The sequence below is a fragment of the Agromyces luteolus genome (genome assembly GCF_009729855.1).
GTDB classification, from domain to species: domain Bacteria; phylum Actinomycetota; class Actinomycetes; order Actinomycetales; family Microbacteriaceae; genus Agromyces; species Agromyces luteolus.
Genome location: NZ_WODA01000002.1, coordinates 176,315 through 202,834, shown reverse-complemented (window position 1 = coordinate 202,834; position 26,520 = coordinate 176,315). Strand labels below are relative to the sequence as shown.

Here is a 26,520-nt window from a genome sequence, read left to right as displayed (position 1 = left end):
GCGACGTGTCCGCCACCGAACCCACCGCTCCCGACCCCGTCGACGCCTTCGCCGACCGCATCTTCGCCTCCGCGCTCGGCGCGTTCGAGACGCTGTCGGTCCACCTCGGCGACCGGCTCGACTGGTACCGGATCCTCGCCGAACGCGGCTCGCTGACCTCGTCCGAGCTCGCCGAGGCCGCCGAGACCGGCGAGCGCTACACCCGCGAATGGCTCGAGCACCAGGCGGTGAGCGGCATCCTCGCGGTCGACGATCCGGATGCCGAGGCATCCGCTCGCCGGTACTCGCTGCCGCCCGCGCACGCCGAGGTCCTGACCGACGACGAGTCGCTCGCCTACCTCGCCCCGATCGCACGCATCGTCGCGAGCGCTGCGGCGCAGCTGCCCGGGCTGCTCGACGCCGCACGTACCGGGGGCGGCGTGCCGTGGGCGTCGTTCGGGAAGGACATGCGCGACGCGCAGGGCGACATCAACCGCCCGTGGTTCGACCGGGAGCTCGCCGGCGCACTGGCGTCGGTGCCCGAGCTCGATGCCGTGCTGAGCCGCCCCGGGGCCCGGATCCTCGACGTCGGCTGCGGACACGGGTGGTCCTCGCTCGCGCTCGCCCGGGCCTACCCCGAAGCGGTCGTCGACGGCGTGGACCTCGACGGACCCTCGATCGAGGCGGCGCGCGCGCACGCCGAGGACGCCGAGCTCGCGGATCGCGTCACGTTCCACCTCGGCGGCGGGGAGACCCTCGCCGAGGAGGACGCCTACGACGCGGCGTTCGTCTTCGAGGCGCTCCACGACATGCCGAACCCGGTCGACGTGCTCGCCGCGCTCCGCCGCGTCGTGCGCGACGACGGCGCCGTCGTGATCATGGACGAGGCCGTGGCCGAGCGGTTCGCCCCCGACGGCGACGGGGTCGAGCGGGTCATGTACGGCTACAGCCTGCTCGTCTGCCTGCCGGACAGCCTCTCGACGCCGGGGTCGGTCGGCACCGGGACGGTCATGCGACAGGCGACGCTCGAGGGGTACGCGCGGAGCGCGGGCTTCACGTCGGCCGAGGTGCTGCCGATCGAGGGGTTCGCGGCGTTCCGCTTCACGCGGCTGCACCCCTGAGCGCCGCGCGCCGTGCCCCGCCCCGCCCCGCCCCCTTTTTGAGCTTTCAGCTTGCGGGGGGAGGATAGTGCCATGTCTTCCCCCGCTGCCGAAGGGGCAGCCGCGAGCGCACCCGAGTCCGACCCGACCCCCTCGCCGGAGGGCTACACGCTCTTCGCCGTGCTCCGCAAGGACCCGGCCCGGCCCGACGACCTCGACGGGCACGACGTGCCCCGGTTCGTCGGCGAACTCGACGGCGTCATCCGCCTCGTCGAGGACGAGGGCGTCGTGGTCCGCGGCCTCTACGACGTCTCCGGCCTCCGCGCCGACGCCGACGTGATGCTGTGGCTGCACGGCCCGACCGCCGAGGGCCTGCAGTGGGCGCTCCGCGAGCTGCGCCGTGCGCGACTGCTGCGCGCGCTCCTGCCGACCTGGAACGCGATGGGCGTGCACCGCGACGCCGAGTTCAACAAGGCGCACGTGCCCGGCTTCCTCCGCGGCATCGAGCCGAAGTCGTGGCTCACGATCTACCCGTTCGTGCGCAGCTACGAGTGGTACCTGCTGGCGCCCGAGGAGCGCGGGCGCATGCTCGCCGAGCACGGCCGCAAGGGCGCCGCGTTCCGCGGCGTGGTCGCCAACACGGTCTCGGCGTTCGCGCTCGGCGACTACGAGTGGCTGCTGCCCATGGAGTCCGACGAGCTCACCGACCTCGTCGACATGATGCGCGACCTGCGGGCGACCGACGCGCGCCGACACGTGCGCGACGAGCTGCCCTTCTACACGGGCCGTCGCATCACGACCGCCGAGCTCGTGGAGGTGCTGCAGTAATGGTCGCGACGAACCTCGGCGGAGCCGGCGCCGAATCGCCCGAGCGCGCGCAGGCCGCCGAGGCCGGTCACCCGCTGCGCGGCGTGAAACCCGCGGCCGCGACATCCGCCCCGCTCGCCCCCGGTGCGGTCGTGCCGGGCGCGACCGAGCCGGCCCAGTCGGGGCCCGAGCACGTCGAGGCGCCCGTCGCCTACGACGCGATCCTGCTCGCCGGCTTCGGCGGGCCCGAGGGCCAGGACGACGTGATCCCGTTCCTGCGGAACGTCACGCGCGGCCGCGGCATCCCCGACGAGCGCCTCGAGGAGGTCGCGCATCACTACCGCCACTTCGGCGGCGTGAGCCCGATCAACGAGCACAACCGCGAGCTGAAGGCCGCGCTCGAGGCCGAGCTCGCCGGTCGCGGCGTCGACCTGCCGGTCATCTGGGGCAACCGCAACTGGGACCCGTACATGAACGACGCCCTGCGCGAGGCGGGCGATCGCGGCTTCACGAAGCTCATCGCGATCGCCACGAGCGCCTACTCGTCGTACTCGAGCTGCCGCCAGTACCGCGAGGACTTCGCCGATGCGCTGGAGGACACGGGCCTCGGCGGTGTCGTGCAGATCGACAAGGTGCGCCAGTTCTTCGACCACCCCGGCTTCGTCGCGCCGTTCGTCGAGGGCGTGCGCGACGCCATCGCGAAGCTCGAGGCCGACCACGAGGCGTTCGACCCGACGACCGACGTCGAGGTGCTGTTCGCGACCCACTCGATCCCGACGACGGACGCCGAGAGGTCGGGCCCCGCGGAGCGCGGGTTCGGCGAGGGCGGCGCGTACGCGGCCCAGCACACCGCCGTCGCCGAGGTCGTCATGCGCGAGGCCGGCGCGGGCGACGTGCCGTGGCAGCTGGTCTACCAGTCGCGCTCGGGCCCTCCGACGCAGCCGTGGCTCGAGCCCGACGTCAACGACGCGATCGCAGAGTTGCCGGCCGCGGGTCGCAAGGCCGTCGTGATCGTGCCGCTCGGCTTCGTGAGCGACCACATGGAGGTCATGTGGGACCTCGACGAGGAGGCCATGGAGACGGCCGAGAAGCACGGACTCGCTGCCGTGCGGGTGCCGACGCCCGGCGTGCACCCGGCGTACGTGGCCGGGCTCGTCGACCTCGTCCTCGAGCGCGTGAACGGCACGCCCGCCGCCGAGCGCCCGCACGCGACCGACCTGGGCCCCTGGTACGACGTCTGCCGGCCGGGGTGCTGCGAGAACGTCCGCCTCGGCTTCAAGCCGGCCCTCGCGGGGATCGCGCCGTGACCGCCGCAGCGCCGCAGCGCGACGTGATCCGCGTCGGGACGCGGGGGAGCGCCCTCGCGCTCGCGCAGACGAACCAGATCGCCGAGCGCCTCGGCAAGGCCGCGAACGCCGACATCGAGATCGTCACCGTCACCACGCAGGGCGACACGTCTCGCGCGTCGCTGCAGTCGATCGGCGGCACGGGCGTGTTCGCCGCCGCGCTGCGCGAGGCCCTCATCGCGGGCGAGTGCGACGTGGTCGTGCACTCGCTGAAGGACCTGCCGACGGCCGACCACCCGCAGCTCCGCCTCGGCGCCGTGCCCAAGCGCGCCGACGCGCGCGACGCGCTGTGCGCACGCGACGGGCTCACGCTCGCCGAGCTGCCCGAGGGCGCTCGCATCGGCACCGGGTCGCCGCGCCGCATCGCCCAGCTCGGCGCGGCGCGGCCCGACGTGGTCGCGGTCGACGTGCGCGGCAACATCGACACGCGCCTCGGGTTCGTCGAGCAGGGCGAGCTCGACGCGGTCATGCTCGCGGCCGCCGGCCTCGGGCGACTGGGGCGGGCGGATGCCGCGACCGAGCGCTTCTCCCTGAGCGACTGGCCGACCGCGCCGGGTCAGGGCGCCCTCGCGCTCGAGGTCCGGAACGAGCGCGCCTCGCGCCACCTGCAGCGCGCGCTCGACGCCGTCGACCACGGCACGACCCGGGCCACGGTCCTCGCCGAGCGCCTCGTGCTCGCCGGGCTCGAGGCCGGCTGCGCCGCCCCGGTCGGGGCCACCGCGTTCGTGGAGGACGAACTTCTGTTCCTCACGGCGACGGTGTACAGTGCCGACGGGGCGCGGCAGTTGACCAGCTCGCACGCCGCCACCCCCGAGAGCCGCTCGGCCGCCGACCTGGCGGACGCGGCACGCGATGTCGCATCCCGCGTCGTCGCGGACCTCCTCGGCAACGGCGCCGCCGATCTCGCACCTGCCCAGGAGTCGCCGTGACCGAATTCGAACCGATGACCGGCGCGATCAACCTGCCCGGAGCCGACGGCTCCAAGCCGCTGGCGGGGTGGCGCGTGCTCGTGCCCCGAGGGGGGCCCTGGGGCGACTCGGTCGCGGCGTCGCTCCGCGCACGTGGCGCCTCGCCGGTCATCGCGCCGATGATCAACTTCGCGCCGACCGACGACCAGTCCGCGCTCGAGGCGGCCCTGGCGAAGCTCGCCGCGGGCGGCTTCGACTGGGTCACGGTCACGAGCGCGACGACGGTCGACGTGCTGTCCTCGTACGGCGCGGTCATCCCGGAGTCGACGAAGGTCGCCGCGGTGGGGGAGACCACCGCGGCCGCCCTCGTCGCCGCCGGCTACCGCGCCGACATCGTGCCGAGTGAGGAGAACTCCGCGCGCGGCCTCCTCGAGGAGTGGGAGGCGGCGACCGAGGGCGTCGTGCCGCTCCGCGTGCTCGCGCTCCGCTCGGCGATCGCCAAGCAGGTGCTCTCGGTCGGCCTCGAGCGCATCGGCCATCACGTCGAGGCGGTCGTCGCGTATCGCACGGTCGGCGTGCCGGTCGCGCAGAAGGTCGTCGACGACGTCCGTGCGGGCAAGGTCGACGCGATCCTCGTGACCTCGGGCAGCGTCGCCGAGCAGGTGCAGGCGCAGCTGGGTCCCGTCCCCGACAAGACGCTCGTCGCGGCGATCGGCCCGCAGACGCAGAAGGATGCCGCGGCCTTCGGCTTGCGCGTCGACGTCGTCGCCGCCGAGCGCTCGGCCGAGTCGCTCATCGACGCGGTCGTGAACTCGGCGCTCGCGAGCGCCTGAGCCGCCCGCGGCATCCGCCCGCGCCCACCGACCGCACAGCCGGGCCCGCGTAGGCTTGCCGGGTGACTTCTGCACCCGCGCCCCGCGTGCGGCCCCGGCGACTCCGTGAGACGCCGGCCCTGCGCCGCCTCGTGTCCGAGACCCGCCTCGACCCCGCCGAGCTCGTGCTGCCGGTCTTCGTCCGCGAGGGCGTGACCGAGCCCATGCCGATCGCCTCGATGCCGGGCGTCGTGCAGCACTCGCTCGACTCCGTGAAGCAGACGGTGACGGATGCCGCGGCCGCGGGCGTCGGCGGCGTGATGCTGTTCGGCGTGCCCGAGACCCGCGACGCGACCGGTTCGTGCGGTGTCGACCCGAACGGCATCCTCAACGTCGCGACGCGCGTCGTGGCCGACGAGGTCGGCGACGCGATCGTCGTGCAGACCGACCTCTGCCTCGACGAGTTCACCGACCACGGCCACTGCGGCGTGCTCGACGCGCTCGGCCGGGTCGACAACGACGCGACGCTCGAGCGGTACCAGGAGATCGCGCTCGTGCAGGCCGCGTCCGGCTCGCAGCTGCTCGGCCTCTCGGGCATGATGGACGGCCAGGTCGCCGCAGTGCGCGAGGCGCTCGACGGCGCCGGGTTCACGCACACCGCGATCCTCGCGTACTCGGCGAAGTACGCCTCGGCGTACTACGGGCCGTTCCGCGACGCGGTCGAGTCGACGCTCGAGGGCGACCGCCGCAGCTACCAGCTCGACCCGGGCAACCGTCGCGAGGGCCTGCGCGAGGCGATGATCGACATCGACGAGGGCGCCGACATCGTGATGGTGAAGCCCGCGGGCTCGTACCTCGATGTGCTCGCCGACGTGGCCGCCGCGAGCGAGGTACCCGTGTGGGCGTACCAGGTCTCGGGCGAGTACTCGGTGATCGAGGCCGCCGCCATGCACGGCTGGATCGACCGCCGCCGCGCCGTGATCGAGTCGGTCCGCGGCATCCGCCGTGCCGGCGCCGACGGCGTGCTGACCTACTGGGCGACCGAGCTCGCCGGATGGCTCCGGGAGGGGACCGAATGACGACGAACGCCGACCTCTTCGCCCGCGCGCAGGCCGCGATCCCTGGCGGGGTGAACTCGCCAGTGCGCGCCTTCCGCTCGGTGGGCGGCACGCCCCGCTTCCTCGTCTCGGCGCGCGGACCCTACGTGACCGACGCCGAGGGCCGCGAGTACGTCGACCTCGTCGCGGGCTGGGGTCCGGCGATCCTGGGTCATGCGCACCCCGAGGTGATTCGGGCGGTGCAGGATGCCGCGGCGCGGGGCCTCTCGTTCGGCGCCTCGACGCCCGTGGAGACCGAGCTCGCCGAGCTCATCGAGCAGCGCGTGGCGCCCGTCGAGAAGCTGCGGCTCGTGTCGACGGGCACCGAGGCGACCATGAGCGCCATCCGCCTCGCCCGCGGCTTCACCGGCCGCGACCTGCTCGTGAAGTTCGCCGGGCACTACCACGGCCACTCCGACGGCCTCCTCGCCGAGGCGGGTTCGGGCCTCGCGACGTTCGCGCTGCCCGGCTCCGCGGGCGTGCCGGCCGACGTGGCCGCACTCACGCTTGTCGTGCCCTACAACGACCTCGACGCCCTCCGCGCGGTCTTCGCCGAGCACGGCGACCGCATCGCGGCCGTGATCACCGAGGCCGCCGCGGCGAACATGGGCGTGGTACCGCCGCTGCCCGGGTTCAACCGCGCGCTCGTCGACCTCGCCCACGCGCACGGCGCGCTCGTCATCAGCGACGAGGTGCTCACGGGCTTCCGCGTCTCGAAGGCCGGCTGGTGGGGCATCGAGGCCGAGACGGATGCCGCGTACACGCCCGACCTCGTCACGTTCGGCAAGGTCGTCGGCGGCGGCATGCCCGTGGCCGCGCTCGGCGGCCGCGCCGAGATCATGGAGCGGCTCGCGCCGCTCGGCCCGGTGTACCAGGCGGGCACGCTCTCGGGGAACCCGGTCGCGGTGGCGGCGGGCGTCACGACGCTGCGGCTCGCCGACGATGCCGTCTACGCGAGGCTCGACGAGGTGAGCGCGCTCCTGCAGCGCGAGGTCTCGGCGGCGCTGTCGGCCGAGGGCGTCGCGCACGGCGTGCAGGTCGCGGGCAACCTCTTCAGCTTCCTGTTCGGCGAGGGCGTCGCCGGCGGCGCGAGCGACTACGCGGGCGTGCTGTCGCAGGAGTCGTGGCGCTACGCGCCCTTCTTCCACGCGATGCTCGACGCGGGCGTCTCGCTGCCGCCCAGCGTCTTCGAGGCCTGGTTCGTGACCGCCGCGCACGACGAGGACGCGATCTCGCGGATCGTCGACGCCCTCCCGGCCGCGGCGCGCGCCGCGGCATCCGCTCGACCGCCCGCCGCCTGACCGCATCGGCCGCCCACTCGGTTCCCCGGAGATTCCGCGCGTCGCAGGACGCGATCGTCGCGTTCGTCCTGCAGAACGCGGAATCTCCTGTCGACGAGGGTGAGGAGCGGTTGGAAGACCTCCGGCCTGAGACGCTCGTCATGGGAGGTTCCGGCAACGGAACCGATCGCGCGTTTGTGGAGCGTCGACGACGCCCGTGACGGCGGGCTCGGGCAGGATGGGAGATATGGCCAACCTGCGCGTCCACAACGATCGGCTCGAGGTCCACCTCACGCCGGCCGAGAAGTCGCTGGCGCTGCGTGGCGCCGACGTCATCGTGCAGCGCGACGACATCCGCTCCGCGACGATCACCGACGACCCGTGGATCTGGGTGCGCGGCATCCGTCGCCGCGGCACCGAGGTGCCGCTCGTCATCGCGGTCGGGGTCTGGAAGACGCACAGCGGCAGCGACTTCGTGCTCGTCAAGGGCAAGCGCCAGGCCGTCGTGCTCGAGCTCTCCGACGGCGAGTTCGACCGCCTCGTGCTGAGCACGAGCCGAGCGGCCGAGCTCATCGACCGGCTCAAGGTCGGTGCGCCCGACGACGACGACGTGGAGGCCGCCGCCGAGGCCGGTGCCGCCGGCGCGGCCCCCGACGACTTCGCGCAGGAGGAGACGAGCGGCGACTGACGCCGCCCACCCGCGCACGGCGCGCGCCCGCGCGCCCGCTCACCCGGCCGTCGCCGGATCAGACCAGGAGCAGCAGCACGAACCCGATGAGCGGCAGCGTGCCCTGGATGAGCGCCGGGCGAAGGTACCCGGGCCCCGTGGTCGTCAGCACGACGGCCGCCGCGGCCATGCACGCCGTCGTGAACAGCGCGAGCGTCAGCCCGGCCCTCGGCAGGTCCGTCCAGTAGAGCCAGACGCCGGCGAGCGCGCCGATCGCGAGGAACAGGTTGTAGAAGCCCTGGTTGTACGCCATCGGGCGCAGCACCTCGGCCTGGTCGCGATCGCGCACGCCGAACACGCGCCAGGTCGACGGCTGCATCCAGCGGACGCTCTCGAGCACGAAGATGTAGACGTGCAGCAGCGCGGCGAGCACCACCACGACACTGCCGACGATCGCGAGCACGCTCATGGACGGATGCTACGCCCGCAGCGACCCGTCACGACACGTCTCGCCGCCATGTCGTGGCCCCGCCGATGACCGTCGTCACGACCGCGATGCCGAGCAGCACCAGCCCGCCCTGCCACCACTCGAGCGAGTCGGTCGAGCCGAGCGAGGCCACGCTGTAGAACGAGGCGCCGACGAGCGCATCGCTCGCCGCGCCGGGCAGGAATCGCCCGACGGAGGCGGTGACGTCGTTGAGCGAGGACACCAGGCGGAGCACCGGCTCGAAGAACTGCGTGAACGCGATGACGATGACGATCGCCGCGACCTGGTTCGGCACGAGCGCGCCGAGGCCCACGCCGATCGCGCCCCACAGGGCCATCGCGAGGATGCCGCGGCCGACGAGCGCCCACGTGTCGCTCGAGTCGAGCCCGGTGTCGAGGTCGAACGCGGCGAGGGCCGCGGCGCCCGCGGCGACCGACGTGGCGAATCCGATCACGCCGAACACCGCACCGACCACGAGCTGCGAGACGAACTTGCCCGAGAGCACCGTCGTGCGGTGCGGTTCCGCGAGGAACGTCGTCGTGAGCGTGCGGTGACGGAACTCCGTCGTCACGGCGAGGGCGCCGAGGAGGACCGGGAACACGTACCCGATGGACGAGGCGAAGCTGTAGAGCAGTGGTGCGAGCTCGACCCCGGGCGGCAGCGCCGTGTCGCCGCCGGCCGAGGCCGCGGCATCCGGGTTCTGGGTCGCCCACCCGAGGAACGCGCCGAAGCCGCCCGACATCATCGCGACGTACCCGACGAGCACGAGCGCGAGCAGCCACCACATCCGGGTGGTCAGGACCTTCTGGAACTCGGAACCGAGCGAACGCACGATCGACATCACGCCGCCCCCTCGCCCTCGCCGACGAGCGCGAGGAACGAATCCTCGAGCCCGGACTTCAATCGGTGCAGCGAACTCAGTTCGACGCCGCCGACGAAGGCGGCGTGCCCGACCATGCCCGGATCCGGCTCGGCCACGATGAACCCGCCACGACCCTCCGTGTACTCGAGACCGGCCTGGTCGAGCGCGGCGGCGAGCCGCGCGCGGTCGGGCGAGTCGACCACGGTCCGCGGCGACGAGTCGAGTTCGAGGCTCGACAGCGGGCCCGATCGCACGAGCCGTCCGCGGGAGATGATGACGACCTCGTCGACCGACTGCTGCACCTCGCTCAGCAGGTGCGAGCTGACGAGCACCGTGCGTCCGTCGCGCGCGAGCGATTGCAGGAACCCGCGGATCCACCTGATGCCCTCGGGGTCGAGGCCGTTGATCGGCTCGTCGAGGACGAGCACGCGGGGGTCGCCGAGCAGCGTCGTGGCGAGCGCCAGTCGCTGCCGCATGCCGAGGGAGAACCCGCCGACGCGCCGGTTCGCGAACTCCGACATGCCGACCTGCTCGAGCACCTCGCCGACGCGCGACGAGCGGATGCCGGCGGCGGTCGCCGTCACCCGGAGGTGGTTGCGGGCCGTGCGTCCCGGATGGAACGCCGCGTCGAGCGCCGCGCCGACCGTCTCGAGCGGCCGCTTCAGGTCGCGGTAGACCGTGCCGCCGAAGGTCGCCGTGCCGGCGGTCGGACGCTCGAGCCCGAGCAGCGTGCGGAGCGTGGTGGTCTTGCCGGCGCCGTTCGGTCCGAGGAACCCGGTGACGCGGCCGGGCTCGACCGTGAAGGTCAGGTCCTCGACGGCGGTGACGGCGCCGAACCGCTTGGTGAGTCCGGTGATCTCGATCGTGGTGCCATCGCCCATGCGCGATCCTCTCCGTGTGCGGGCCGGCCGGGTGCCGGCGACCGCCTAGTCCAGTGGGCGGATGCCGCGCGGCAGCACCCCGCCGCCGTGCAGCATGGCCGCGAGGTCCTGCAGCGACGCGAGCGTGACGCGCTGCGGGTACGGCCCGTACGAGATGCGGGCGACGCCGAGCTCGACGAGCCGGTCGGGCGGCGGGACGTCGGGCAGTCCGATGAGACTCACCCGGCGCCATCCGATGCCCTCGACCAGTTCGGCGACGACGTCCTCGCCGAAGTTCCCGGGCACGAACACGCACGTCGCGCCGGCGTCGAGGTACGCGCGCCCGCGCTCGATCGCGTCCGCGAGCCGCACCTCGCGCGGCCGGTCCCCGCCGCGGAGCCAGGCGTCGGTGCGCGCGTTGAGCGCGAACGGGACGCCCTCGGCGTCGGCGGCGGCGACGGCGGCCCCGACCGCGGCCACCGCTTCGGCGAGCGGTTTCAGCTGGTCCTCGAGGTTCGCGCCGACGACGCCCTCGCCGATCGCGCGCCGGATCGTCTCGCCGGCGTCGCCGTAGCCCGCCTCGAGGTCGGCGCTGACGGGGACGTCGACGGCGCGCGCGATGCGGCCGACCATGTCGAGCATGAGCTCCGCCGGAATGTGCTCGCCGTCGGGGTAGCCGAACGCGGCGGCGATCGACTGGCTCGCGGTCGCGAGCGCCCGGGTCTCGGGGAGGGCGGCGACGGCCCTCGCGCTCGCCACGTCCCACACGTTGACGACCTGCAGCAGCTCGTCGTCGGAATGCAGTCGACGCAACTCGGCGCCGGACTCGGCGGGGGTCATGCGTCCCACACTATTGCCCGACCCCCGCTCGGCGGAGAAGATGCCCCGGTTCGTCGCGGGTCGGGCGCGGCCGGCGCGCCGATCAGCGGACCGCGAGTCGGAGGCCGGCGATGAGCCGCTCGACGTCCTCGTCGTCGGTGTAGGGCGCGAGCCCGATGCGGAGCCCGCCGTCGTCGCCGAGCCCGAGGTGCCGCGACGCCTCGAGCGCGTAGAAGTTCCCGCTCGGGGCGAGCACGCGGTCGGCGGCGAGCGCCTCCGAGACGGCGGATGCCTCGTGGCCGGCGAAGCTCGCGAGCAGCGTCGGCGTGCGCCGCGAGGCGCGCGAGTGCACGGTCGTGCCGGGCAGGTCGGCGAGCGCCGACTCGAGTCGGGCGAGGAGGCGCGACTCGTGCTCGTGCAGGGCGGCGTACGACGCGGCGAGGCGCGTGCGGCGGGAGCCGGAGGCATCCGTCGCGGGGTCGGCGAGCGAGGCGAGCACGTCGATCGCGGCCGTCACACCCGCGAGGAGCTCGTACGGCAGCGTGCCGAACTCGAACCGCTCGGGCACGACGTCGGTCGCGGGCAGCAGCTTGTCGGGAGCGATCGTCTCGAGGAGCGCGGGGTCGGCGACGAGCAGCCCGCAGTGCGGGCCGAGGAACTTGTACGGCGAGCACGTGAAGAAGTCGGCGCCGAGCGCGCCGAGGTCGGGCAGCTCGTGGGCGGCGTAGTGGACGCCGTCGACGAAGAGCAGCGCGCCGACGGCGTGCACGGCCTCGGCGATGGCCGGCACGTCGGGCATGGTGCCGATGAGGTTCGATGCGGCCGTCACCGCGACGAGCCGGGTGCGGTCGGTGAGGGCGGATGCCACCGCCGCGACCGGGAGCTCGCCCGTCGCCGGGTCGAACGCGACCCACCGCACCGTCGCACCGCGCCGCTCCGCCGCCTGCACCCAGGGCCGCACGTTCGCGTCGTGGTCGAGTCGCGTGACCACGACCTCGTCGCCCGGGCCCCAGCCCCTCGACAGGTGACGCGAGAAGTCGTAGACGAGCTGCGTCGCGCTCCGGCCGTGCACCACGCCGCGCGGGTCGGCGCCCGTGAGATCGGCGACGGCGTCGCGGAACGCCGCGACCGCGGCATCCGCCCGCTGCGCCGACTCGCCGAGCTGCCCGCGGTTCGAGAGCGGGCCGGTCAGCGTCGTCGCGATCGCCTCGCCGACCTGCCGCGGCGCCTGCGTGCCGCCGGGGCCGTCGAAGAGCGCCCAGCCGTGCTCGAGCGAGGGGAACCAGGAGCGGATGCGGGCGACGTCGTAGGCCATGGGCGCGAGCCTAACCGCCCCGACTCGGCGCATGAGAATCCGGCCGATGATACGGCACGCGCGGGCATCCGCCGGATCCTCATGCCCGGGTCGGACGTCGGAGCGCGGCCGGGGAGCGCGACCGAGAGCGCTGCCAGCGAGCGCGAGTAGCATGCGCGGTATGGCCGCGCACCGCGTGGCGCACCGGCATCCGCACCCGCACCGGCACGTCGCAGCCGTCGTCGTCGCGGCGGTGACGATCGGGGCGATGGGCGGATGCGTCTCCGGCCCGCCGTACGACCAGCTCCTCACCGGCGACGAGGAACTGCTCTCCATCGCGCGCGAGCAGTACACGGAGGCGCGCGACCGCGTCGCGATGGCCGTGATCGACGGCGACGAGGTGCGGACGGCGTTCGTCTCGGCGGACGCGGGGACGCGGTTCGGGTTGGGCGCCGCGACGAGCGGGCTCACCGGGCTGCTGCTGGCCGACGCGATCGAGCGCGGCGAGGTCTCGGTCGACGACCCCGTCTCGGCGTACCTGGACCTCGGGGACGCGCCCGCCGCCGCACTGACCCTTCGCGATCTCGCGACGCACCGCGCGGGCCTGCCGCAGAGCCCCCTCGGACCCGGCGCGTACGAAGCAGCCGCGGCACCGGGCGAGGAGGTGCTCGACCGCGGTGGGATCGACGCGCTCCTCGCCCGCGTCGCGTCGCTCGACCTCGTGCCCGAACTCGAGTACAACCCGAACGACTTCGACGCCGCGCTCGTCGGGCAGGCCCTCGCCGCCGCGACCGGCACGCGGTTCGCCGACCTGCTGGCCGAGCGCGTGCTCGGGCCGGCCGGGATGGAGGGCGCGCTCGTGGTCGAGTCGGGCGACCTGCTCCCCGACGGCCTCGCGCAGGGGCACGACCGTCGCGGCGAACGCGTGGCGGCGAGGGGGAGCGGTGCGTATGCGCCGGCCGTCGGCGTCGTCGTCACGATCGATGACGCCGTCGCGCTCGCCCGCGCGGTGCTCGACGGTCCGCTCGCCGGGAGCGATGCACTCCAGCCGGTCGCGAGCACGCGCTGGCCGCAGATCGACGTCGGCTACTTCTGGGAGCGCATCACCGACGCCGGCGGCGACGAGGTCGTCTACGTCGTCGGATCGGCCGAGGGCTTCACGGCGGCCGTCCTCGCCGATCCCGCTGCGGGGCGCGCGGCCGTGCTGCTCTCGAACGCCGAGGAGGCATGGCCGTGGTTGCGGCTCCGGCCGATCCTCGGCCTGCTCGCCGACTGAGGCCGGCGTCCGCTCCGGCGGCGCGTGGCGGCGGCCGGCGGCGCGAGGCGGCGGCGCTCAGTGCGGCGCGTGGTACTCCGACTCGCCGCGCTTCCAGTAGCCCTTCACGACCGCGCGGTCGGCGTCGATGCCCCAGCGCGAGAGCAGGGCGCGGCCGGGGCGCACGATCGCCTGCTCGGCGGCGACGAACGCGAACACGTCGCCCGCCGGGCGATCGGCGGGCGCGAGCGCGTCGAGCTCGGCCGTGAGCGCGCTCGCCGCGGGTGCGTCGCCGCGGTGCACCCAGCGCACTTCGACTCCGGCGGGGGCGTCGAGGTCGAGCTCGTCGGCGGGGCCGCGCACCTCGACGACCACGTGACCGCGGGCGCCCGGAGGCATCCGTCGCAGCCATCGCCGGATGGCCGGGATCGCGGTCTCGTCGCCCGCGAGGAACCACGCGTCGGGCTCGCCCTCGAGCACGAGCGAACCGCGTGGGCCGCCGACGCCGACGACCGAGCCGACCGGTGCGGATGCCGCCCAGGGGCCGGCCACGCCGGCGTCGCCGTGCACGACGAACTCGAGCTCGAGCGCGCCGGCGTCGGCGTCCCAGTGCAGGGGCGTGTACTCGCGGTTGGGGAAGGCGCGGAGCGCCTCGGCGGCGAGGTCGGCGGGAGTGGCCGAGTCGCCGGCGCCGCCCGCGTGCGGGGGGAAGAACACCCGGATGTGGTCGTCGGCGCCCGGCGAGTCGAAGCCGCGGAGCGCCTCGCCCTCGAAGCGGAGGCGCACGTAGTCGGGGGCGAGCGCGGTGCGTGCGGCGAGGCGCACGGGTCGGAAGACGAGCTCGTTCGGGCGGCGGGCGAGGGTGAAGGGCATGCGGCGTCATCCAGTCGACATCGAGGGGGAAGTGAGGTTAGTCTAACCTCACTTAGGCAACCCTTACTTCGATCATGACGCCGGACGACGTGCGACGCGCGATCGACGCGGGTGCCCCCGGCCGCGAACCGCGCGGCGCAACCCAGCATTGGAGCGAACCCTCATGACGCGTGCCCGGATTCTCGGCACCACCGCCCTCGTCAGCCTCGCGACCCTCGCCCTCGCCTCCTGCGCGAGCGGCTCGGCCGCCGAGACGCAACCGACCGCCGACGCGGCGACGGAGATCACCGTCGAGCACGCGCAGGGCGAGACCGTCGTGCCCGCGAACCCCGAGACCGTCATCGTCTTCGACATCGCGAGCCTCGACACACTCGACGCGCTCGGCGTCGAGGTGGCCGGCGTGCCGAAGGACAACCTGCCCGACTACCTCGACGCGTACGCCGACGACGACGTGCTGAACGCCGGCACGCTCTTCGAGCCGGACTACGAGGCCGTGAACGCCGCCGCGCCCGACCTCATCATCGTCGCGAACCGCTCGGCCGAGGCGCTGCCCGAACTGTCGAAGATCGCCCCGACGATCGACCTCTCGCTCGACTGGACCGACTACCTCACGAGCTTCGAGGAGAACGTCGAGACGCTCGGCGAGATCTTCGCCAAGGAGGACGAGGCGGCCGAGGCGCTCGCCGAGATCGACGACAAGATCGCCGAGGCCCAGGACGCGACGGCCGACGCCGGCACGGGCCTCATCGTGCTCACGAGCGGCGGCGAGATCACCGCGTTCGGCCCGGGCTCGCGCTTCGGCTGGCTGCACGACGAGCTCGGCCTGGCACCGGTCATCGAGGACGTCGAGGCCGCCACGCACGGCGACCCCGTCTCGAACGAGTTCATCCTCGAGGCGAACCCCGACTGGCTGTTCGTCGTCGACCGCGACGCCGCGATCGGCGAGGGCGGCGCGGCCGCCGAGCAGGTCCTCGACAACGAGGTCGTCGCCGGCACCACCGCGTGGAGCGAGGACCAGGTCGTCTACCTCGACGCGCAGGCCTGGTACGTGGTGATGAGCGGCCTGACCGCGGTGAACACCATGGTCGACGAGGTGATCGAGGGGCTCTCCTGAGCGCGGTCGCACTCCGGGCGGCGCCTCCCTCGCGGGGCGCCGCCCGCCTCCTCGCGCCCGCCGCCGTCGGCGTGGCGCTGCTCGCCGTGGCGAGCACCTTCGTGGGCGTCGCCGACGTGAGCCCGTCGGCGCTCCTCGCGCAGGGGTCCGACGGCGAGGCCGCGCGACTGCTGGTCGCGAGCCGCATCCCGCGCACGGTCTCGCTCGTGCTCGCGGGCGCGTCGCTCGCGATCGTCGGACTCATCATGCAGATGCTCGTGCGCAACCGGTTCGTCGAGCCGTCCACTACTGGCACCGCCGAGTCGGCCGCGCTCGGCCTCCTCGTCGTCACCCTGCTCGCACCCGGCATGCCCCTCATCGGCAAGATGGGCGTGGCGGCCGTCTTCGCGCTCGCCGGCACCGGGCTGTTCCTCCTCATCCTCCGCCGCATCCCCGTGCGGCAGATCGTGCTCGTGCCGCTCGTCGGCATCATGCTGGGCGGCGTCATCGGTGCCGTGACGACGTTCATCGCCTACCGCTACGACCTGCTGCAGACGCTCGGCACGTGGATGACGGGCGACTTCTCCGGCATCCTGCGAGGCCGCTACGAGCTGCTCTGGATCGCGTTCGTGCTGACGGTCCTCGCGTGGGTCGCCGCGGACCGCTTCACCGTCGCCGGGCTCGGCCGCGACGTCGCCACGAACCTCGGCCTGCACCACGGCCGCGTCCTCGCGGGCGGCCTCGCGATCGTCGCCGTCATCACCGCGACCGTCGTCGTCACGGCGGGCGTCATCCCGTTCCTCGGCCTGGTCGTCCCGAACGTCGTGAGCATGGTCATCGGCGACGACGTGCGCCGCGGCATCCCGTGGGTCGCGGTGCTCGGCGCCGGCTTCGTCGTCGCGTGCGACCTCGTCGGCCGGCTCATCCGCTTCCCGTACGAGATCCCGCTCGGGATCGTCGTCGGCGTCGTCGGCGCCGCCCTGTTCCTCTGGCTGCTCCTCCGGAAGGGGTCCCGTGCGCACTGAACCGTCGGTGATCGAGCGGATGCCGCGGGCCGCGGCCGCACCCGACGCGCCCGCGCGGCGCGGGGCCCGCGAACGGGTCGTGGTCGCGCTCGCGCGACCGGGCGTGCGGCTCGCCCTCCTCGCGGCGCTCGCCGCGGCATCCGTCGCCGTGTTCGTCTTCGTCGGCATCGAGGGGTCGTGGGCCTTCGCGGTGCCCTTCCGGCTGCGGAAGGTCGCGGCGATGCTGCTCGTCGCCGTCGCGATCGGGGTGTCGACCGTGCTGTTCCAGACGATCACGGGCAACCGGATCCTGAGCCCGGCGATCATGGGGTTCGACGCGCTGTACGTGCTGATCCAGACCGTCGTGGTGTTCGCCTTCGGCGCGGGCGCGCTCGCGACGACCGACCCGAACCTCATGTGGCTCGTCGAGGTCGGGGCGATGGTGGTCTTCTCGGGGCTGCTGTTCCGGTGGGTGTTCGCGCGGTCGGCGCGCAGCGTGCACCTGCTCGTGCTCGTCGGCATCGTGTTCGGCGTGCTGTTCCGCAGCGTGTCGTCGCTCATGCAGCGCATGCTCGACCCGGCGGCGTTCGCGGTGCTGCAGGACTCGTTCTTCGCGAGCTTCACGGGCGTCGACGAGACGCTCCTCGGCATCTCGACGGTCGCGGTCGTCGCGGTCACGGCGATCGCCGTGCCGCTCGTGCGCCGGCTCGACGTGCTGCTGCTCGGCGAGAGCCACGCGATCGGGCTCGGCGTCGACCACCGCCGGACGGTCACGCTCGTGCTCGTGCTGGTCGCGGTGCTCGTGTCGGTGTCGACGGCGCTCGTCGGCCCCGTCGCGTTCTTCGGCCTGCTCGTGGCGAACCTCGCCTACCTCGTCGTCGGCAGCTTCCGCCATGCCGCGACGCTCCCTGCCGCGGTGCTGCTCGGCGTGATCTGCCTCGTCGGCGGCCAGTTCCTGCTCGAGCAGCTCGGCCTCGGCACGGCGCTGTCGGTCGTGATCGAGTTCGTCGGCGGGATCGTGTTCATCCTCATGCTCGTCAGGAAGGGAGTGCGATGATCACCGTCGCATCCGCCACCAAGCGCTACGGCCGCACCGCGGTCGTCGACGACGTCGCCCTCGAGCTCGGCGACGTCGGCGTGACCGCGATCATCGGCGCCAACGGCGCGGGCAAGTCGACCCTGCTCTCGCTCATCGGCCGCCTGCTGCCGCTCGACTCGGGCCGCATCGAGATCGACGGCCTCGACGTGGGCGCGACCAAGGGCGACGTGCTCGCGCGGCTGGTCGCGGTGCTCCGCCAGGAGAACCACCTGACCGCGCGCCTCACGGTGCGCGACCTCGTCGGCTTCGGACGCTTCCCGCACGGACGCGGCCGCATCGACGCCGCCGGCCGCGCCGCGATCGAGGAGGCGATCGCCTACCTCGACCTCGAGCCGCTCGCAGAGCGCTTCCTCGACGAGCTCTCGGGCGGCCAGCGCCAACGCGCGTTCATCGCCATGGCGCTCGCCCAGGACACGCGCTACCTGCTGCTCGACGAGCCGCTCAACAGCCTCGACCTCCGCCACGCGGTCGAGATCATGCGGCTGCTGCGCCGGCTGGCCGCCGAGCGCGGCACGCGCGTCGTCGTCGTGCTGCACGACCTCAACTTCGCCGCCGCGCACGCCGACCGCATCATCGCGATGCGCGACGGCCGCGTGATCGCCGACGGCCCGCCCGCGTCGGTCATGCGATCCGAGGTGCTCGAAGCGGTCTACGACCTGCCGATCGACGTGCGCGAGATCGACGGGGCGCGCGTGGGGCTGTACTTCCGCTGAGCGGAAGGCCGGCGGGTCGCGTGCTGTGCGCATCTGGCGGGGCGTGCGGCCCGCGCGGTCGCGTTACCGCGCGACCGGGCTATGGCATCGGCTGCAGGATGAGGGAGAAAGGTATCCCCGGTCCACCTTTCTCCCTGATTCCGGAGCCTGCCCGCTCTACCCGACTTCGCGGTACGTCCGGTAGATGTCGCCGGCGGGCCATTCATCGTCGAACGCCTCCAGGACCTGTGCCGCCAGGTCCCTGGTGCGGAAGTCGGTCCCGTGCTGCCGGTGGTCCTCGAGCGTCCTTCGCACCTCTGGCCAGCGAAGCCGGTGCATCGTGAATTCGAGAGCCTCAGCTGCGCCCGGGGGCCAATCGCTCGCCAGGCGGTCGAACTCCGCAAGAGCACTCTCCCGGTCGACTCGCCCCGACTCCAGCAGGTCGAGGAGGTGCACCAGAAGGTGCTCGTACGAGTTCACCCCGACGAATCGATCGGCTGCTGCCGATATCGCAGCGGTCGTGCGAGCGAGATCCGCGGGCGGCGTGTCATCCCTCACGCCGTCATCCGGCCCGCGGGGGATTCGCATCCTGGAAGCCGAGGTAGTGGGCCAGGGCCAGGTCGACCTCTGCCAGCTGATCTCGGGTCAGGTAGTCGACGGGATCGCCCACGACGTAGTCGATGTCGATCGAGCGGATCTGGTCGACGAGCAGCCTCGTCTCGCGGCCATCGATCTCGAGTACCGGCCGATGGATTGAGGGCCCCGCAGACGTCGAGGTGGGAACGATGGTGACGACCGACAACGGCGAGTCGGATGGAGACATGACGAGCCCGAGCCTTCTTCCGCCCTGCTCGTGCCCGCGTGGTCGGGCCAGGTCGATCCGGTAGACGGCGCCGCGGATCACCAGGCGTCAGGCTCCGCGTCGAGATTCTCGTCCTTCAACGCGTCTGCGTCAGCACGGAACTGCGCCAGCCAACGCTCGTGATCCAGCAGCCTCAACGCGCGACGAAGCGTGTCGGACGTGCTCTCGCCGGGCTGCGCCGCCTCGCGAAGAATTCGCTCGTCGTCAGAGGTGGGACGGAATCCGATCGTAGAGGCCATGTGATCATGGTATTCACTGTCTAACAATTGTTCAACGCTGCGCAGCTGTCCGACATGCGCCGTCGAGCGCGCCGTGACGACCGCGACGGCTCAGCCGGCCCGGCGGGCGTGCGACGCGGGCACCGTGAGCCGCCGGTCGGCGACGAGCTCGCCGAGGAGGGTGTCGGCGAGGGCCGCGACGGTCGGGTCGTCGTCGCCCGGGTAGCGGACGGTCAGCTCGGCCCCGTCGAGGGTGCCGCCGACGGCGGCGAAGCGCGAGCCGCGCTGGTGCATCCAGTCGAGGGCCTGCGCGTCCCACGCGGAGCCGGCGAAGACGAGCGCGCGGTAGTCCTGCGTCTTGGTGAGGTAGACGTCGACGTGCGACCAGTCGCCGGTCTCCGAGGCGAAGGCGCCGAGGCGCGGCACCTCGCGCAGCATGAGCGCCGACTGCTGCGCGCTCGAGAGGCGCTCGGCGGGGGCGAGGGTCCAGGTGCCGTCGGGGCCGGTCAGCAGGTCGGCGAGGGGGTCGAGCCAGTCGACGGATGACTCCAGCAGCGCCGCGTTCGCGTCGGCGCCGCGCCGCACCGCCGCGGCGTCGAATCGCGCCGAGGGCGCCGTGCCGAGGAGTTCGGCGAGCACCTCGTCGAGCACGGCGAACGTCGCGCGGAACGTGCGGCATGCGACGCCCGATGCCTCGACGCCGGCGTGCAGCGGCACGACGACGTCGGCCGCCTCGGCGAGGGGCGACTCGGCCCGGTTCGTGATCGCGACGAGCCGGCCGGTGCCGCGGTAGCGCTCGATCGCGCGGAGCACCTCGACGCTCCCGCCCGTGGCGGAGACCGCGACGACGACGAGGTCGGGGGCCGCGGGCGGCAGCAGCTCGACGCTCGCGAGCTCGACGAGCACGTTGGCGCCGACGGCGCGGAAGCGGCGGGCGACGACGTCGGCCGCGTAGCGGCTCGAGCCCATGCCGACGACGAGCACCCGGGACGCGCCGAGCAGCGCGAGGCGGTCGAGGCCCGCGAGCCCGGCGTCGAGCGCATCGGCGAGGCGGCCGAGCGACTCGGGGATCAGGTCGAGGTCGGCTCGAAAGGCGGCGGTGTCCACGGGTCCTCCGGAAGCTCGTCGGTCGAGGGGTATCGGTGCGTGATCGCGGCATCGGGCGCGTAGCGCCAGCGCGGCAGGAACCGGTCGGCGTACGTGAGCTCGGCGGCCAGCTGCTCGGCCTCGAGCCCGGGCACGAGCGCCGGGTCGAACAGGTCGCCCCGCACGAGCGTCGCACGATATGACCCGAGCAGCGCGTCGCGCGCGCGGTCGGCCCACGCGAACGCCGCCGGCTCGGCGCGTCCGAGCCGCTTCTGCGCGACGGCCGCGACGAGGTCGAGCGACACGAGCAGGTGCGCGACGTCGCGCGCGGCGGCATCCGATCGCCCCCGCTCGGACGCATCGAGCTGCGGGTCGCCGTCGAAGTCGATGACCGTGTACCGCGGCGGCGTGCCGGAGGAGCGCAGCACCTGCCCGACGTGCAGGTCGCCGTGCAGGTCGAACGCGAGGCCGGGCGCGGCGGCATCGAGCGAGCGGATGTCGCGCCGCAGCGCCTCGGCCCGGTTCGCCAGGCGCGCGGCCGTCGGGCCGGTCGAGCGGTCGGTCGCCTCGAGGGCGGCGTCGAGTGCCGCGAACGCGCGCGCCGCGCGCTCGGACGGAGCCGAGTCGGGTGATGCGACCGCGTCGGCGCCGAGCACGTCGTGCAGCCGTGCGACGGTCGCTCCGAGCATCGCCGGGAAGGAGGGCTCGGCGCCGGCGCCGCCGAGCATCGCGACCACGTCGTCGACCGCCCAGTCCCAGCCGTCCTGTGCGCCCGGAAGGTACTCGGTGACGATCGCGAGCGTCGAGGTGCCGAGAGTCGGATGCCCCCAGTCGACGCGGCCGGCGTAGCCGGCGACATCCGTCGACCCCGCCTCGGCGAGCCGCTCGAGCAGGTGCGCGGCGCGGTCGGCCGCCGCCCACCGGCCCACGACCTTCACGACCAGGCGCTCGTCGACGATGACCGACGTGTTCGTCTGGTCGACCGCGATCGCCCGCTCCGCGGCATCCGTCGCCACGGTCGGATCGACCAGTCGCGCGAGTGCGCGCGAGATGCCGTCGCCCGCCGCGGGCCGGGCGCCCCCGACCCGGACCTCGCCCGAGGGCGCGACGGAGAGCGTGCGGCCGGCGATCTCGGGCCGCTCGCCGCCGAGCAACGAGTTCATTGAATCCGGATTGTAACAACTGTGCAAAACCGGCTCTAGAGCGTCCCGGAAACCATTGCGGTTTCTTGATGCCCGGTGCAACAATTCCTCAACCTTTCCGACGTCCCCAGGAGGTACCTCATGCCCACCATGCGTCGCATCTCCATCGCAGCGGCCGGCACCGCTGCACTCGCGCTCGTCCTCTCGTCCTGTGCCGGCGGCGACAGCGGCGACGGGTCCGACATCGACCGCACCGCCGACATCTCGGAGCAGACGCTCACGGTGTCGATCTGGGCCGACTACTACCCCGAGGACCTCGCCGAGCGGTTCGAGGAGGCCACCGGCGTGAAGACGACCATCGTCAACCACGCCACGAACGAGGACGTGGTGGCGAAGCTCACCGCGAGCTCCGACCCCGGCATCGACGTCGCCTTCGTGTCGGGCCAGTACGCCCAGGCGCTCGCCGAGCAGGGCCTGCTGCAGGAGCTCGACAAGGAGCTCGTCCCCAACGAGTCGAACCTGTACCCCGAGGCCCTCGAGCTCGCCTACGACGAGGGCAACGTCTATTCCGAGCCCTACGCGTGGGGCACCACGGGCCTCTGCTACCGCCCCGACCTGACGGGCTTCGACCCGACGTCGTGGAACGACCTGCTGAACCCGACGCCCGAGCTCGAGGGCAAGACCACGATGCTCTCGACCGACCGCTGGCTCGCGCTGCCCGCGCTGAAGGCCGCCGGCTACTCGGTGAACACCACCGACGACGCCGAGCTCGAGGAGGCGAAGGCCCAGCTGCTCGAGACCAAGCCGACCCTCCTCGCCTACGACGACACGACCTTCTACTCCAAGCTCGTCTCGGGTGAGGCCGCGATGGTCGAGGCGTGGGACGGCTGGTGCAACTACGGCATCGCCGAGAACCCCGACATCCAGTTCGTCGTCCCCGACGAGGGCGCCGACCTCTGGGTCGACACCATGACGGTGCTGAAGAGTTCGGAGAACAAGGAGGCCGCGATGGCCTTCATCAACTACATCCTCGACCCCGAGGTGCAGACCTGGGTCGCCGAGAACATCCTCTACAAGGTGCCGAACCAGGTCGCCATGGAGGCGCTCGACCCGACGCTCATCGAGTCGTACCCGACGCTCGGCATCACGGTCGACGAGCTCTTCGAGCAGGAGGTGATCGTCGACCTCGGCGAGGACTCGCTGAAGTACGTCGACCTGAACGCGGAAGTCCTCGCGACCAACTGACCCGGAGCGCCGTGACCACCACGACCCCGCAGGCGACCCCCGCCGTGCGCGCCCAGCGCGCCCGGCGGGGGCTCGCCGCCGCACCGTTCCTCGCGCCGGGCGTGCTCTTCCTGATCGTCTTCATGGCGATCCCGGTCGGGCTGCTGGCGTTCTACACGTTCTTCAAGCGCGGCCGCTTCGGCGGCCTCGTGTTCGAGTTCACGCTCGACAACTGGGCGAAGCTCGCCGAGCCGCTCTACGTCGGCGTCATCCTGCAGTCGATCGGGCTCGCGTTCATCGTCACCGTGCTCGCGCTGCTCCTCGGCTACCCGATGGCCTACGCGATCGCCGGGTTGTCGCCGAAGTGGCGGACGGTCGCCCTCATCGCGGTCGTGCTGCCGTTCTGGACGAACTTCCTGATCCGCACCTACGCGTGGATCCTCCTGCTCAACAACGCGGGCTTCGTGAACCAGTGGCTGCAGGCGATCGGCATCACCGACGAGCCGATCTCGATGCTCTACACGCCGCAGGCGATCGTCGTCGGGCTCCTCTACATGTACCTGCCGCTCATGGTGCTGCCGCTCTACGCGTCGCTCCAGCAGCTCGACCCCTCGCTCCGCGAGGCCGCGACGAACCTCGGCGCCTCGCCGTGGCGCGCGTTCCGCACGGTCACGCTGCCGCTGTCGCTGCCGGGTGCGCTCACCGGCTGCATCTTCGTCTTCGTCCCGGCGATGTCGAACTTCGTGATCCCCGAGCTCATCGGCGGCGGCAAGACCGTCATGGTCGGCAACCTCGTGCGCGACCAGTTCTACGAGGCGCGCGACTGGCCGTTCGGCGCGACGCTCGCGCTCGTGCTCACGATGCTGCTCGTCGTCGTCATCGTGATCCAGGCGGCGGTCTCGCGCCGCGTCACGGAAGGACCGCGCCGTGGCTGAGGCGACCGCACCCTCGACCGATCGCGCCGACGAGTCGGTGTCGGCGATGACGGATGCCGCGCCCGCGCCGGTCACGTCACGACCGCGTCGCGGCAGGCCCCGCGGCATCCTCGTGCCCCTGTGGCTCGGCTACGTCTTCCTGTACCTGCCGATCCTCGTCGTCGTCGTGATGAGCTTCAACGAGTCGCGGAACCTGTTCGTCTGGACGGGGTTCTCGCTGCGCTGGTACCCGGAGCTCTTCGCCGACGGGGCCATGATGCAGGGCCTCGCGAACACGCTCATCGTCGCGACCGGGGCGACGCTCATCGCGACCGTGCTCGGCACGCTGCTGGCCTACGGCATCCACCACTACACCCGCGGCGGGCTCATCCGGGCGTTCGCGATCGCGCCCGCGATCCTGCCCGACCTGCTGCTCGGCATCGGGCTGCTCACGTTCTTCTCGCTGCTGAGCTTCACGCTCGGGCTGCACTCGGTGATCCTCGCGCACGGCGTCTTCGCGACCGCGTTCGTCACGGCGATCGTGCTGGCGCGCATGGCGAACCTCGACCCGAGCCTCGAGGAGGCCTCGCGCGACCTCGGGATGGGGCCGGCGAAGACGTTCCTGCGCGTCACGCTGCCGCAGCTCGCGCCCGGCATCGTCGCGGGGGCCCTGCTCGCCTTCACGCTCTCGCTCGACGAGTTCGTCATCGCGTTCTTCACGACCGCGCCGACGCAGCCGACGCTGCCGATCGTCATCTACTCCATGGTGCGCTTCGGCGTCACGCCCGAGGTGAACGCCCTGGCCACCCTCCTGCTGCTCGTGAGCATCGTCGCGGTGATCTCGGCGCAGCGCCTCACCCGACTGACAGGAACCTCACGATGACCGCCGAACCCCTGCTCCGCGTCGACGGCGTCCGCGCCGTGTACGGCGACACCGTCGCCCTGCACGACATCTCGCTCGACATCGCCCACAACGAGTTCTTCGCGCTGCTCGGGCCGTCGGGCTGCGGCAAGACCACGCTGCTGCGCTCGATCGCCGGCTTCGAGACGCCCGCCGCCGGGCGCATCACGGTCGACGGCCTCGACCTGCTGCCGCTGCCCGCGCACAAGCGCCCCGTGAACATGATGTTCCAGAGCTACGCGCTGTTCCCGCACCTGTCGGTCGAGAAGAACATCGCCTACGGGCTCGAGGCCGAGGGCGTCGGGCGCGCCGAGATCCGCGCGCGCGTCGGCGAGGTCATGGAGGTCGTGCGGCTCGGGCACCTCGCCAAGCGTCGTCCATCGCAGCTCTCGGGCGGCCAGCGGCAGCGCGTCGCGCTCGCGCGCGCGATCATCAAGCGTCCGAAGCTGCTGCTGCTCGACGAGCCGCTGTCGGCGCTCGACCGGCAGGTGCGCGCGTCGATGCAGCTCGAGCTCAAGCGCCTCCAGCACGAGGTCGGCCTCACGTTCGTCGTCGTCACGCACGACCAGGAGGAGGCCATGTCGATGGCCGATCGCATCGCGGTGCTCAACGAGGGGCGCCTCGAGCAGCTCGCGACCCCGCAGGAGCTCTACGCCGAGCCCGCCTCCCGGTTCGTCGCCGCGTTCATCGGCACCGCCAACCTCCTCGACGGCGAGGCGACGGCCGACGGCGTGGCCGTGCCCGGCCTCGGGCCCGTGCCCGCATCGCATGGGCTCGCCGCGGGGTCGCCCGCGACCGCGGTCGTGCGCCCGGAGGACGTGACCGTCGGCACGGAGGTCTCCGGCGGGCTGCGCGGCACGGTCGTCGACACGTACTTCCTCGGCGGGGCGTCGACGATCTCGGTCGAGGTCCCGGGGCTTCCGGCGCCGCTCCTCGCGAGCGTGCACGGCGCGACCCGGCTCGCGCGCGGCGCCGACGTCGGCGTCACCTTCGGGCGCGCGACGGCGGTGCCGCGCGATCCGTCGCAGCCGCCGTCGTACGGCACGACGATCCCGACGACGGCGATCCCGGTGACGGATGCCGCGGCCGCGGCGGACATGGACGAGGCGGCGGGCAACGCGACCGGCGTGCCCGCGGCATCCGCCCCGCCCCGATCTCAGGACGTCAGCGCGTGACCCGTCGCCAGTCGCGCGTACTCGCGCAGGAGCTCGGCCGCCGCGGCGCGGTCGAGCGTCGGGTGCTTCGCGACGATGCGGTAGCCGTACGCGTCCTCCAGCGCGACGAGGTTGCGCGCGATGACGAGCGTCGGCTGCGCGAGCGCGAACAACCCGCGCGCGGCACCCTGCTCGAGCACGACCTGGTACATGCCGACCTGGCGGTCGTAGAGCGTCGTGAGCAGCGACGCCATGAGCGGGTTGCGCCCGGCCGACCCGCCGAGCTCGCAGAGCAGGCGCACCTCGGTGTCGTCGGAGCCGCTCGGCAGGCCGGAGTCGATGAGCGCGACGAGGCGCACCACGGGGTCGTCGGGCAGCCCCTCGAGCATGCGGACGCGGCCCTCGTAGAAGCGCTCCATGCCGGCCCGGTTCGCCTCGAACATGAGCTCGTCGATGTCGGGGTAGTAGTACAGCACCGCGCCGGAGGTGAGCCCCGCCTCCTCCGCCACGCGGTTGAGGCGCGCCCCGTCGGGGCCGTGCGCCGCGATCGCGCGCTGCGCCGCCGCCACCAGCTGGCTGCGCCGCTCCTCCTGCCGCTTGGGCCTCGCCATCGTGCTCCCTCCCGAGCGGACAGATTGTCTGCACTGCCCCGCAATGTTAGCCCGGATCGTCCCTGTGAAACAGG

The 26,520-nt window shown here is 72.9% G+C and carries 29 protein-coding genes; 17 read left to right on the top strand and 12 right to left on the bottom strand.

Going from position 1 to position 26,520, the window contains the following annotated elements:
• Positions 1 to 5: 5 nt before the first annotated feature.
• The 8 genes from GLX25_RS19255 (at position 6) to GLX25_RS01100 (ending at position 8,017) form a co-directional block, all read left to right on the top strand.
• Entirely contained in the window at positions 6 to 1,100 is a 1,095-nt protein-coding gene (locus GLX25_RS19255) for a class I SAM-dependent methyltransferase (RefSeq protein WP_166548308.1), read from the top strand.
• 72 nt (positions 1,101 to 1,172) lie between these two features.
• Positions 1,173 to 1,907: a hydrogen peroxide-dependent heme synthase gene (gene hemQ, locus GLX25_RS01130; protein WP_155840367.1), complete on the top strand. Its 735-nt coding sequence runs from the start codon at positions 1,173 to 1,175 to the stop codon at positions 1,905 to 1,907.
• Positions 1,907 to 3,193 (top strand): ferrochelatase, encoded by a 1,287-nt coding sequence (locus GLX25_RS01125; RefSeq protein ID WP_155840366.1) that lies wholly within the window; start codon positions 1,907 to 1,909, stop codon positions 3,191 to 3,193. Before hemQ ends, GLX25_RS01125 begins: the two co-directional genes overlap by 1 nt.
• Entirely contained in the window at positions 3,190 to 4,161 is a 972-nt protein-coding gene (gene hemC / locus GLX25_RS01120; RefSeq protein WP_166548307.1) for a hydroxymethylbilane synthase, read from the top strand. The genes GLX25_RS01125 and hemC overlap by 4 nt, the downstream gene beginning before the upstream one ends.
• Before the next feature lie 14 nt (positions 4,162 to 4,175).
• Positions 4,176 to 4,973: a uroporphyrinogen-III synthase gene (locus GLX25_RS01115; RefSeq protein WP_155840571.1), complete on the top strand. Its 798-nt coding sequence runs from the start codon at positions 4,176 to 4,178 to the stop codon at positions 4,971 to 4,973.
• 62 nt (positions 4,974 to 5,035) lie between these two features.
• Positions 5,036 to 6,031, top strand: coding sequence for a porphobilinogen synthase (hemB, locus tag GLX25_RS01110; RefSeq protein WP_166548306.1), 996 nt, complete (start codon positions 5,036 to 5,038; stop codon positions 6,029 to 6,031).
• Positions 6,028 to 7,350 carry a glutamate-1-semialdehyde 2,1-aminomutase gene (gene hemL / locus GLX25_RS01105; protein ID WP_155840365.1) on the top strand — a complete coding sequence of 441 codons (1,323 nt, stop codon included), beginning with the start codon at positions 6,028 to 6,030 and terminating at the stop codon, positions 7,348 to 7,350. Before hemB ends, hemL begins: the two co-directional genes overlap by 4 nt.
• Positions 7,351 to 7,576: 226 nt before the next feature.
• The gene (locus tag GLX25_RS01100) at positions 7,577 to 8,017 is read left to right on the top strand and encodes a hypothetical protein (protein WP_205719793.1); all 441 of its coding nucleotides are present in this window, start codon (positions 7,577 to 7,579) and stop codon (positions 8,015 to 8,017) included.
• Between the two features lie 58 nt (positions 8,018 to 8,075).
• Here GLX25_RS01100 and GLX25_RS01095 read toward each other — a convergent pair whose 3' ends face one another.
• The 5 genes from GLX25_RS01095 to GLX25_RS01075 form a co-directional block, all read right to left on the bottom strand.
• Positions 8,076 to 8,465 (bottom strand): DUF1304 domain-containing protein, encoded by a 390-nt coding sequence (locus GLX25_RS01095; RefSeq protein ID WP_155840364.1) that lies wholly within the window; start codon positions 8,463 to 8,465, stop codon positions 8,076 to 8,078.
• Between the two features lie 28 nt (positions 8,466 to 8,493).
• Positions 8,494 to 9,324, bottom strand: coding sequence for an ABC transporter permease (locus GLX25_RS01090; protein WP_155840363.1), 831 nt, complete (start codon positions 9,322 to 9,324; stop codon positions 8,494 to 8,496).
• Positions 9,324 to 10,226, bottom strand: coding sequence for an ATP-binding cassette domain-containing protein (locus GLX25_RS01085; RefSeq protein ID WP_155840362.1), 903 nt, complete (start codon positions 10,224 to 10,226; stop codon positions 9,324 to 9,326). The genes GLX25_RS01090 and GLX25_RS01085 overlap by 1 nt, the downstream gene beginning before the upstream one ends.
• A 45-nt stretch (positions 10,227 to 10,271) precedes the next feature.
• Positions 10,272 to 11,045: an isocitrate lyase/PEP mutase family protein gene (locus GLX25_RS01080; RefSeq protein WP_155840361.1), complete on the bottom strand. Its 774-nt coding sequence runs from the start codon at positions 11,043 to 11,045 to the stop codon at positions 10,272 to 10,274.
• 82 nt (positions 11,046 to 11,127) lie between these two features.
• Positions 11,128 to 12,339, bottom strand: a complete 1,212-nt coding sequence (locus tag GLX25_RS01075) for a cysteine desulfurase-like protein (RefSeq protein WP_155840360.1) — start codon at positions 12,337 to 12,339, stop codon at positions 11,128 to 11,130.
• A gap of 160 nt (positions 12,340 to 12,499) precedes the next feature.
• Here GLX25_RS01075 and GLX25_RS01070 point away from each other — a divergent pair, with 160 nt between their 5' ends.
• The gene (locus tag GLX25_RS01070; RefSeq protein WP_166548305.1) at positions 12,500 to 13,594 is read left to right on the top strand and encodes a serine hydrolase domain-containing protein; all 1,095 of its coding nucleotides are present in this window, start codon (positions 12,500 to 12,502) and stop codon (positions 13,592 to 13,594) included.
• A gap of 57 nt (positions 13,595 to 13,651) precedes the next feature.
• On the opposite strand, the gene GLX25_RS01065 is transcribed toward GLX25_RS01070, so the two are convergent.
• Entirely contained in the window at positions 13,652 to 14,446 is a 795-nt protein-coding gene (locus GLX25_RS01065) for a siderophore-interacting protein (protein WP_155840358.1), read from the bottom strand.
• A 163-nt stretch (positions 14,447 to 14,609) separates the two neighbouring features.
• On the opposite strand from GLX25_RS01065, the gene GLX25_RS01060 reads away from it, so the two are divergent.
• From GLX25_RS01060 to GLX25_RS01045, 4 genes are all read left to right on the top strand, one after another.
• Entirely contained in the window at positions 14,610 to 15,560 is a 951-nt protein-coding gene (locus tag GLX25_RS01060; RefSeq protein WP_155840357.1) for a siderophore ABC transporter substrate-binding protein, read from the top strand.
• Positions 15,561 to 15,637: 77 nt separating this feature from the next.
• Positions 15,638 to 16,564, top strand: a complete 927-nt coding sequence (locus GLX25_RS01055) for an ABC transporter permease (RefSeq protein ID WP_240898074.1) — start codon at positions 15,638 to 15,640, stop codon at positions 16,562 to 16,564.
• Positions 16,554 to 17,600 (top strand): iron chelate uptake ABC transporter family permease subunit, encoded by a 1,047-nt coding sequence (locus tag GLX25_RS01050; RefSeq protein WP_271192325.1) that lies wholly within the window; start codon positions 16,554 to 16,556, stop codon positions 17,598 to 17,600. Before GLX25_RS01055 ends, GLX25_RS01050 begins: the two co-directional genes overlap by 11 nt.
• Positions 17,597 to 18,355 carry an iron ABC transporter ATP-binding protein gene (locus GLX25_RS01045; protein WP_155840356.1) on the top strand — a complete coding sequence of 253 codons (759 nt, stop codon included), beginning with the start codon at positions 17,597 to 17,599 and terminating at the stop codon, positions 18,353 to 18,355. The genes GLX25_RS01050 and GLX25_RS01045 overlap by 4 nt, the downstream gene beginning before the upstream one ends.
• A gap of 156 nt (positions 18,356 to 18,511) precedes the next feature.
• Here the strand turns inward: GLX25_RS01045 and GLX25_RS01040 are convergent, their stop codons facing one another.
• From GLX25_RS01040 to GLX25_RS01020, 5 genes are all read right to left on the bottom strand, one after another.
• A complete protein-coding gene (locus GLX25_RS01040; RefSeq protein WP_155840355.1) occupies positions 18,512 to 18,892 on the bottom strand; it encodes a hypothetical protein in 381 nt (126 codons plus the stop codon).
• Between the two features lie 4 nt (positions 18,893 to 18,896).
• Positions 18,897 to 19,238 carry a type II toxin-antitoxin system PemK/MazF family toxin gene (locus GLX25_RS01035; RefSeq protein ID WP_166548304.1) on the bottom strand — a complete coding sequence of 114 codons (342 nt, stop codon included), beginning with the start codon at positions 19,236 to 19,238 and terminating at the stop codon, positions 18,897 to 18,899.
• Positions 19,235 to 19,435 (bottom strand): hypothetical protein, encoded by a 201-nt coding sequence (locus GLX25_RS01030; protein ID WP_155840353.1) that lies wholly within the window; start codon positions 19,433 to 19,435, stop codon positions 19,235 to 19,237. The genes GLX25_RS01035 and GLX25_RS01030 overlap by 4 nt, the downstream gene beginning before the upstream one ends.
• A 90-nt stretch (positions 19,436 to 19,525) precedes the next feature.
• The gene (locus GLX25_RS01025; RefSeq protein WP_166548303.1) at positions 19,526 to 20,521 is read right to left on the bottom strand and encodes an SIS domain-containing protein; all 996 of its coding nucleotides are present in this window, start codon (positions 20,519 to 20,521) and stop codon (positions 19,526 to 19,528) included.
• Positions 20,485 to 21,663 (bottom strand): phosphotransferase, encoded by a 1,179-nt coding sequence (locus tag GLX25_RS01020; protein ID WP_155840352.1) that lies wholly within the window; start codon positions 21,661 to 21,663, stop codon positions 20,485 to 20,487. Before GLX25_RS01020 ends, GLX25_RS01025 begins: the two co-directional genes overlap by 37 nt.
• A gap of 120 nt (positions 21,664 to 21,783) precedes the next feature.
• Between GLX25_RS01020 and GLX25_RS01015 the strand changes: the two genes are divergently transcribed.
• Genes GLX25_RS01015 through GLX25_RS01000 form a run of 4 tightly spaced genes read left to right on the top strand, consistent with a single transcriptional unit; the run spans position 21,784 to position 25,856 of the window.
• Positions 21,784 to 22,887, top strand: a complete 1,104-nt coding sequence (locus tag GLX25_RS01015) for a polyamine ABC transporter substrate-binding protein (RefSeq protein ID WP_205719792.1) — start codon at positions 21,784 to 21,786, stop codon at positions 22,885 to 22,887.
• An 11-nt stretch (positions 22,888 to 22,898) separates the two neighbouring features.
• Positions 22,899 to 23,801, top strand: coding sequence for an ABC transporter permease (locus tag GLX25_RS01010; RefSeq protein WP_205719791.1), 903 nt, complete (start codon positions 22,899 to 22,901; stop codon positions 23,799 to 23,801).
• On the top strand, positions 23,794 to 24,663 hold the full coding sequence (locus tag GLX25_RS01005; RefSeq protein WP_205719790.1) for an ABC transporter permease: 870 nt from the start codon (positions 23,794 to 23,796) through the stop codon (positions 24,661 to 24,663). The genes GLX25_RS01010 and GLX25_RS01005 overlap by 8 nt, the downstream gene beginning before the upstream one ends.
• Positions 24,660 to 25,856, top strand: a complete 1,197-nt coding sequence (locus GLX25_RS01000) for an ABC transporter ATP-binding protein (protein WP_155840351.1) — start codon at positions 24,660 to 24,662, stop codon at positions 25,854 to 25,856. Before GLX25_RS01005 ends, GLX25_RS01000 begins: the two co-directional genes overlap by 4 nt.
• Here GLX25_RS01000 and GLX25_RS00995 read toward each other — a convergent pair.
• Positions 25,838 to 26,446, bottom strand: a complete 609-nt coding sequence (locus GLX25_RS00995; RefSeq protein WP_155840350.1) for a TetR/AcrR family transcriptional regulator — start codon at positions 26,444 to 26,446, stop codon at positions 25,838 to 25,840. The two genes, GLX25_RS01000 and GLX25_RS00995, sit on opposite strands and share 19 nt — an antisense overlap.
• Positions 26,447 to 26,520: the final 74 nt, after the last annotated feature.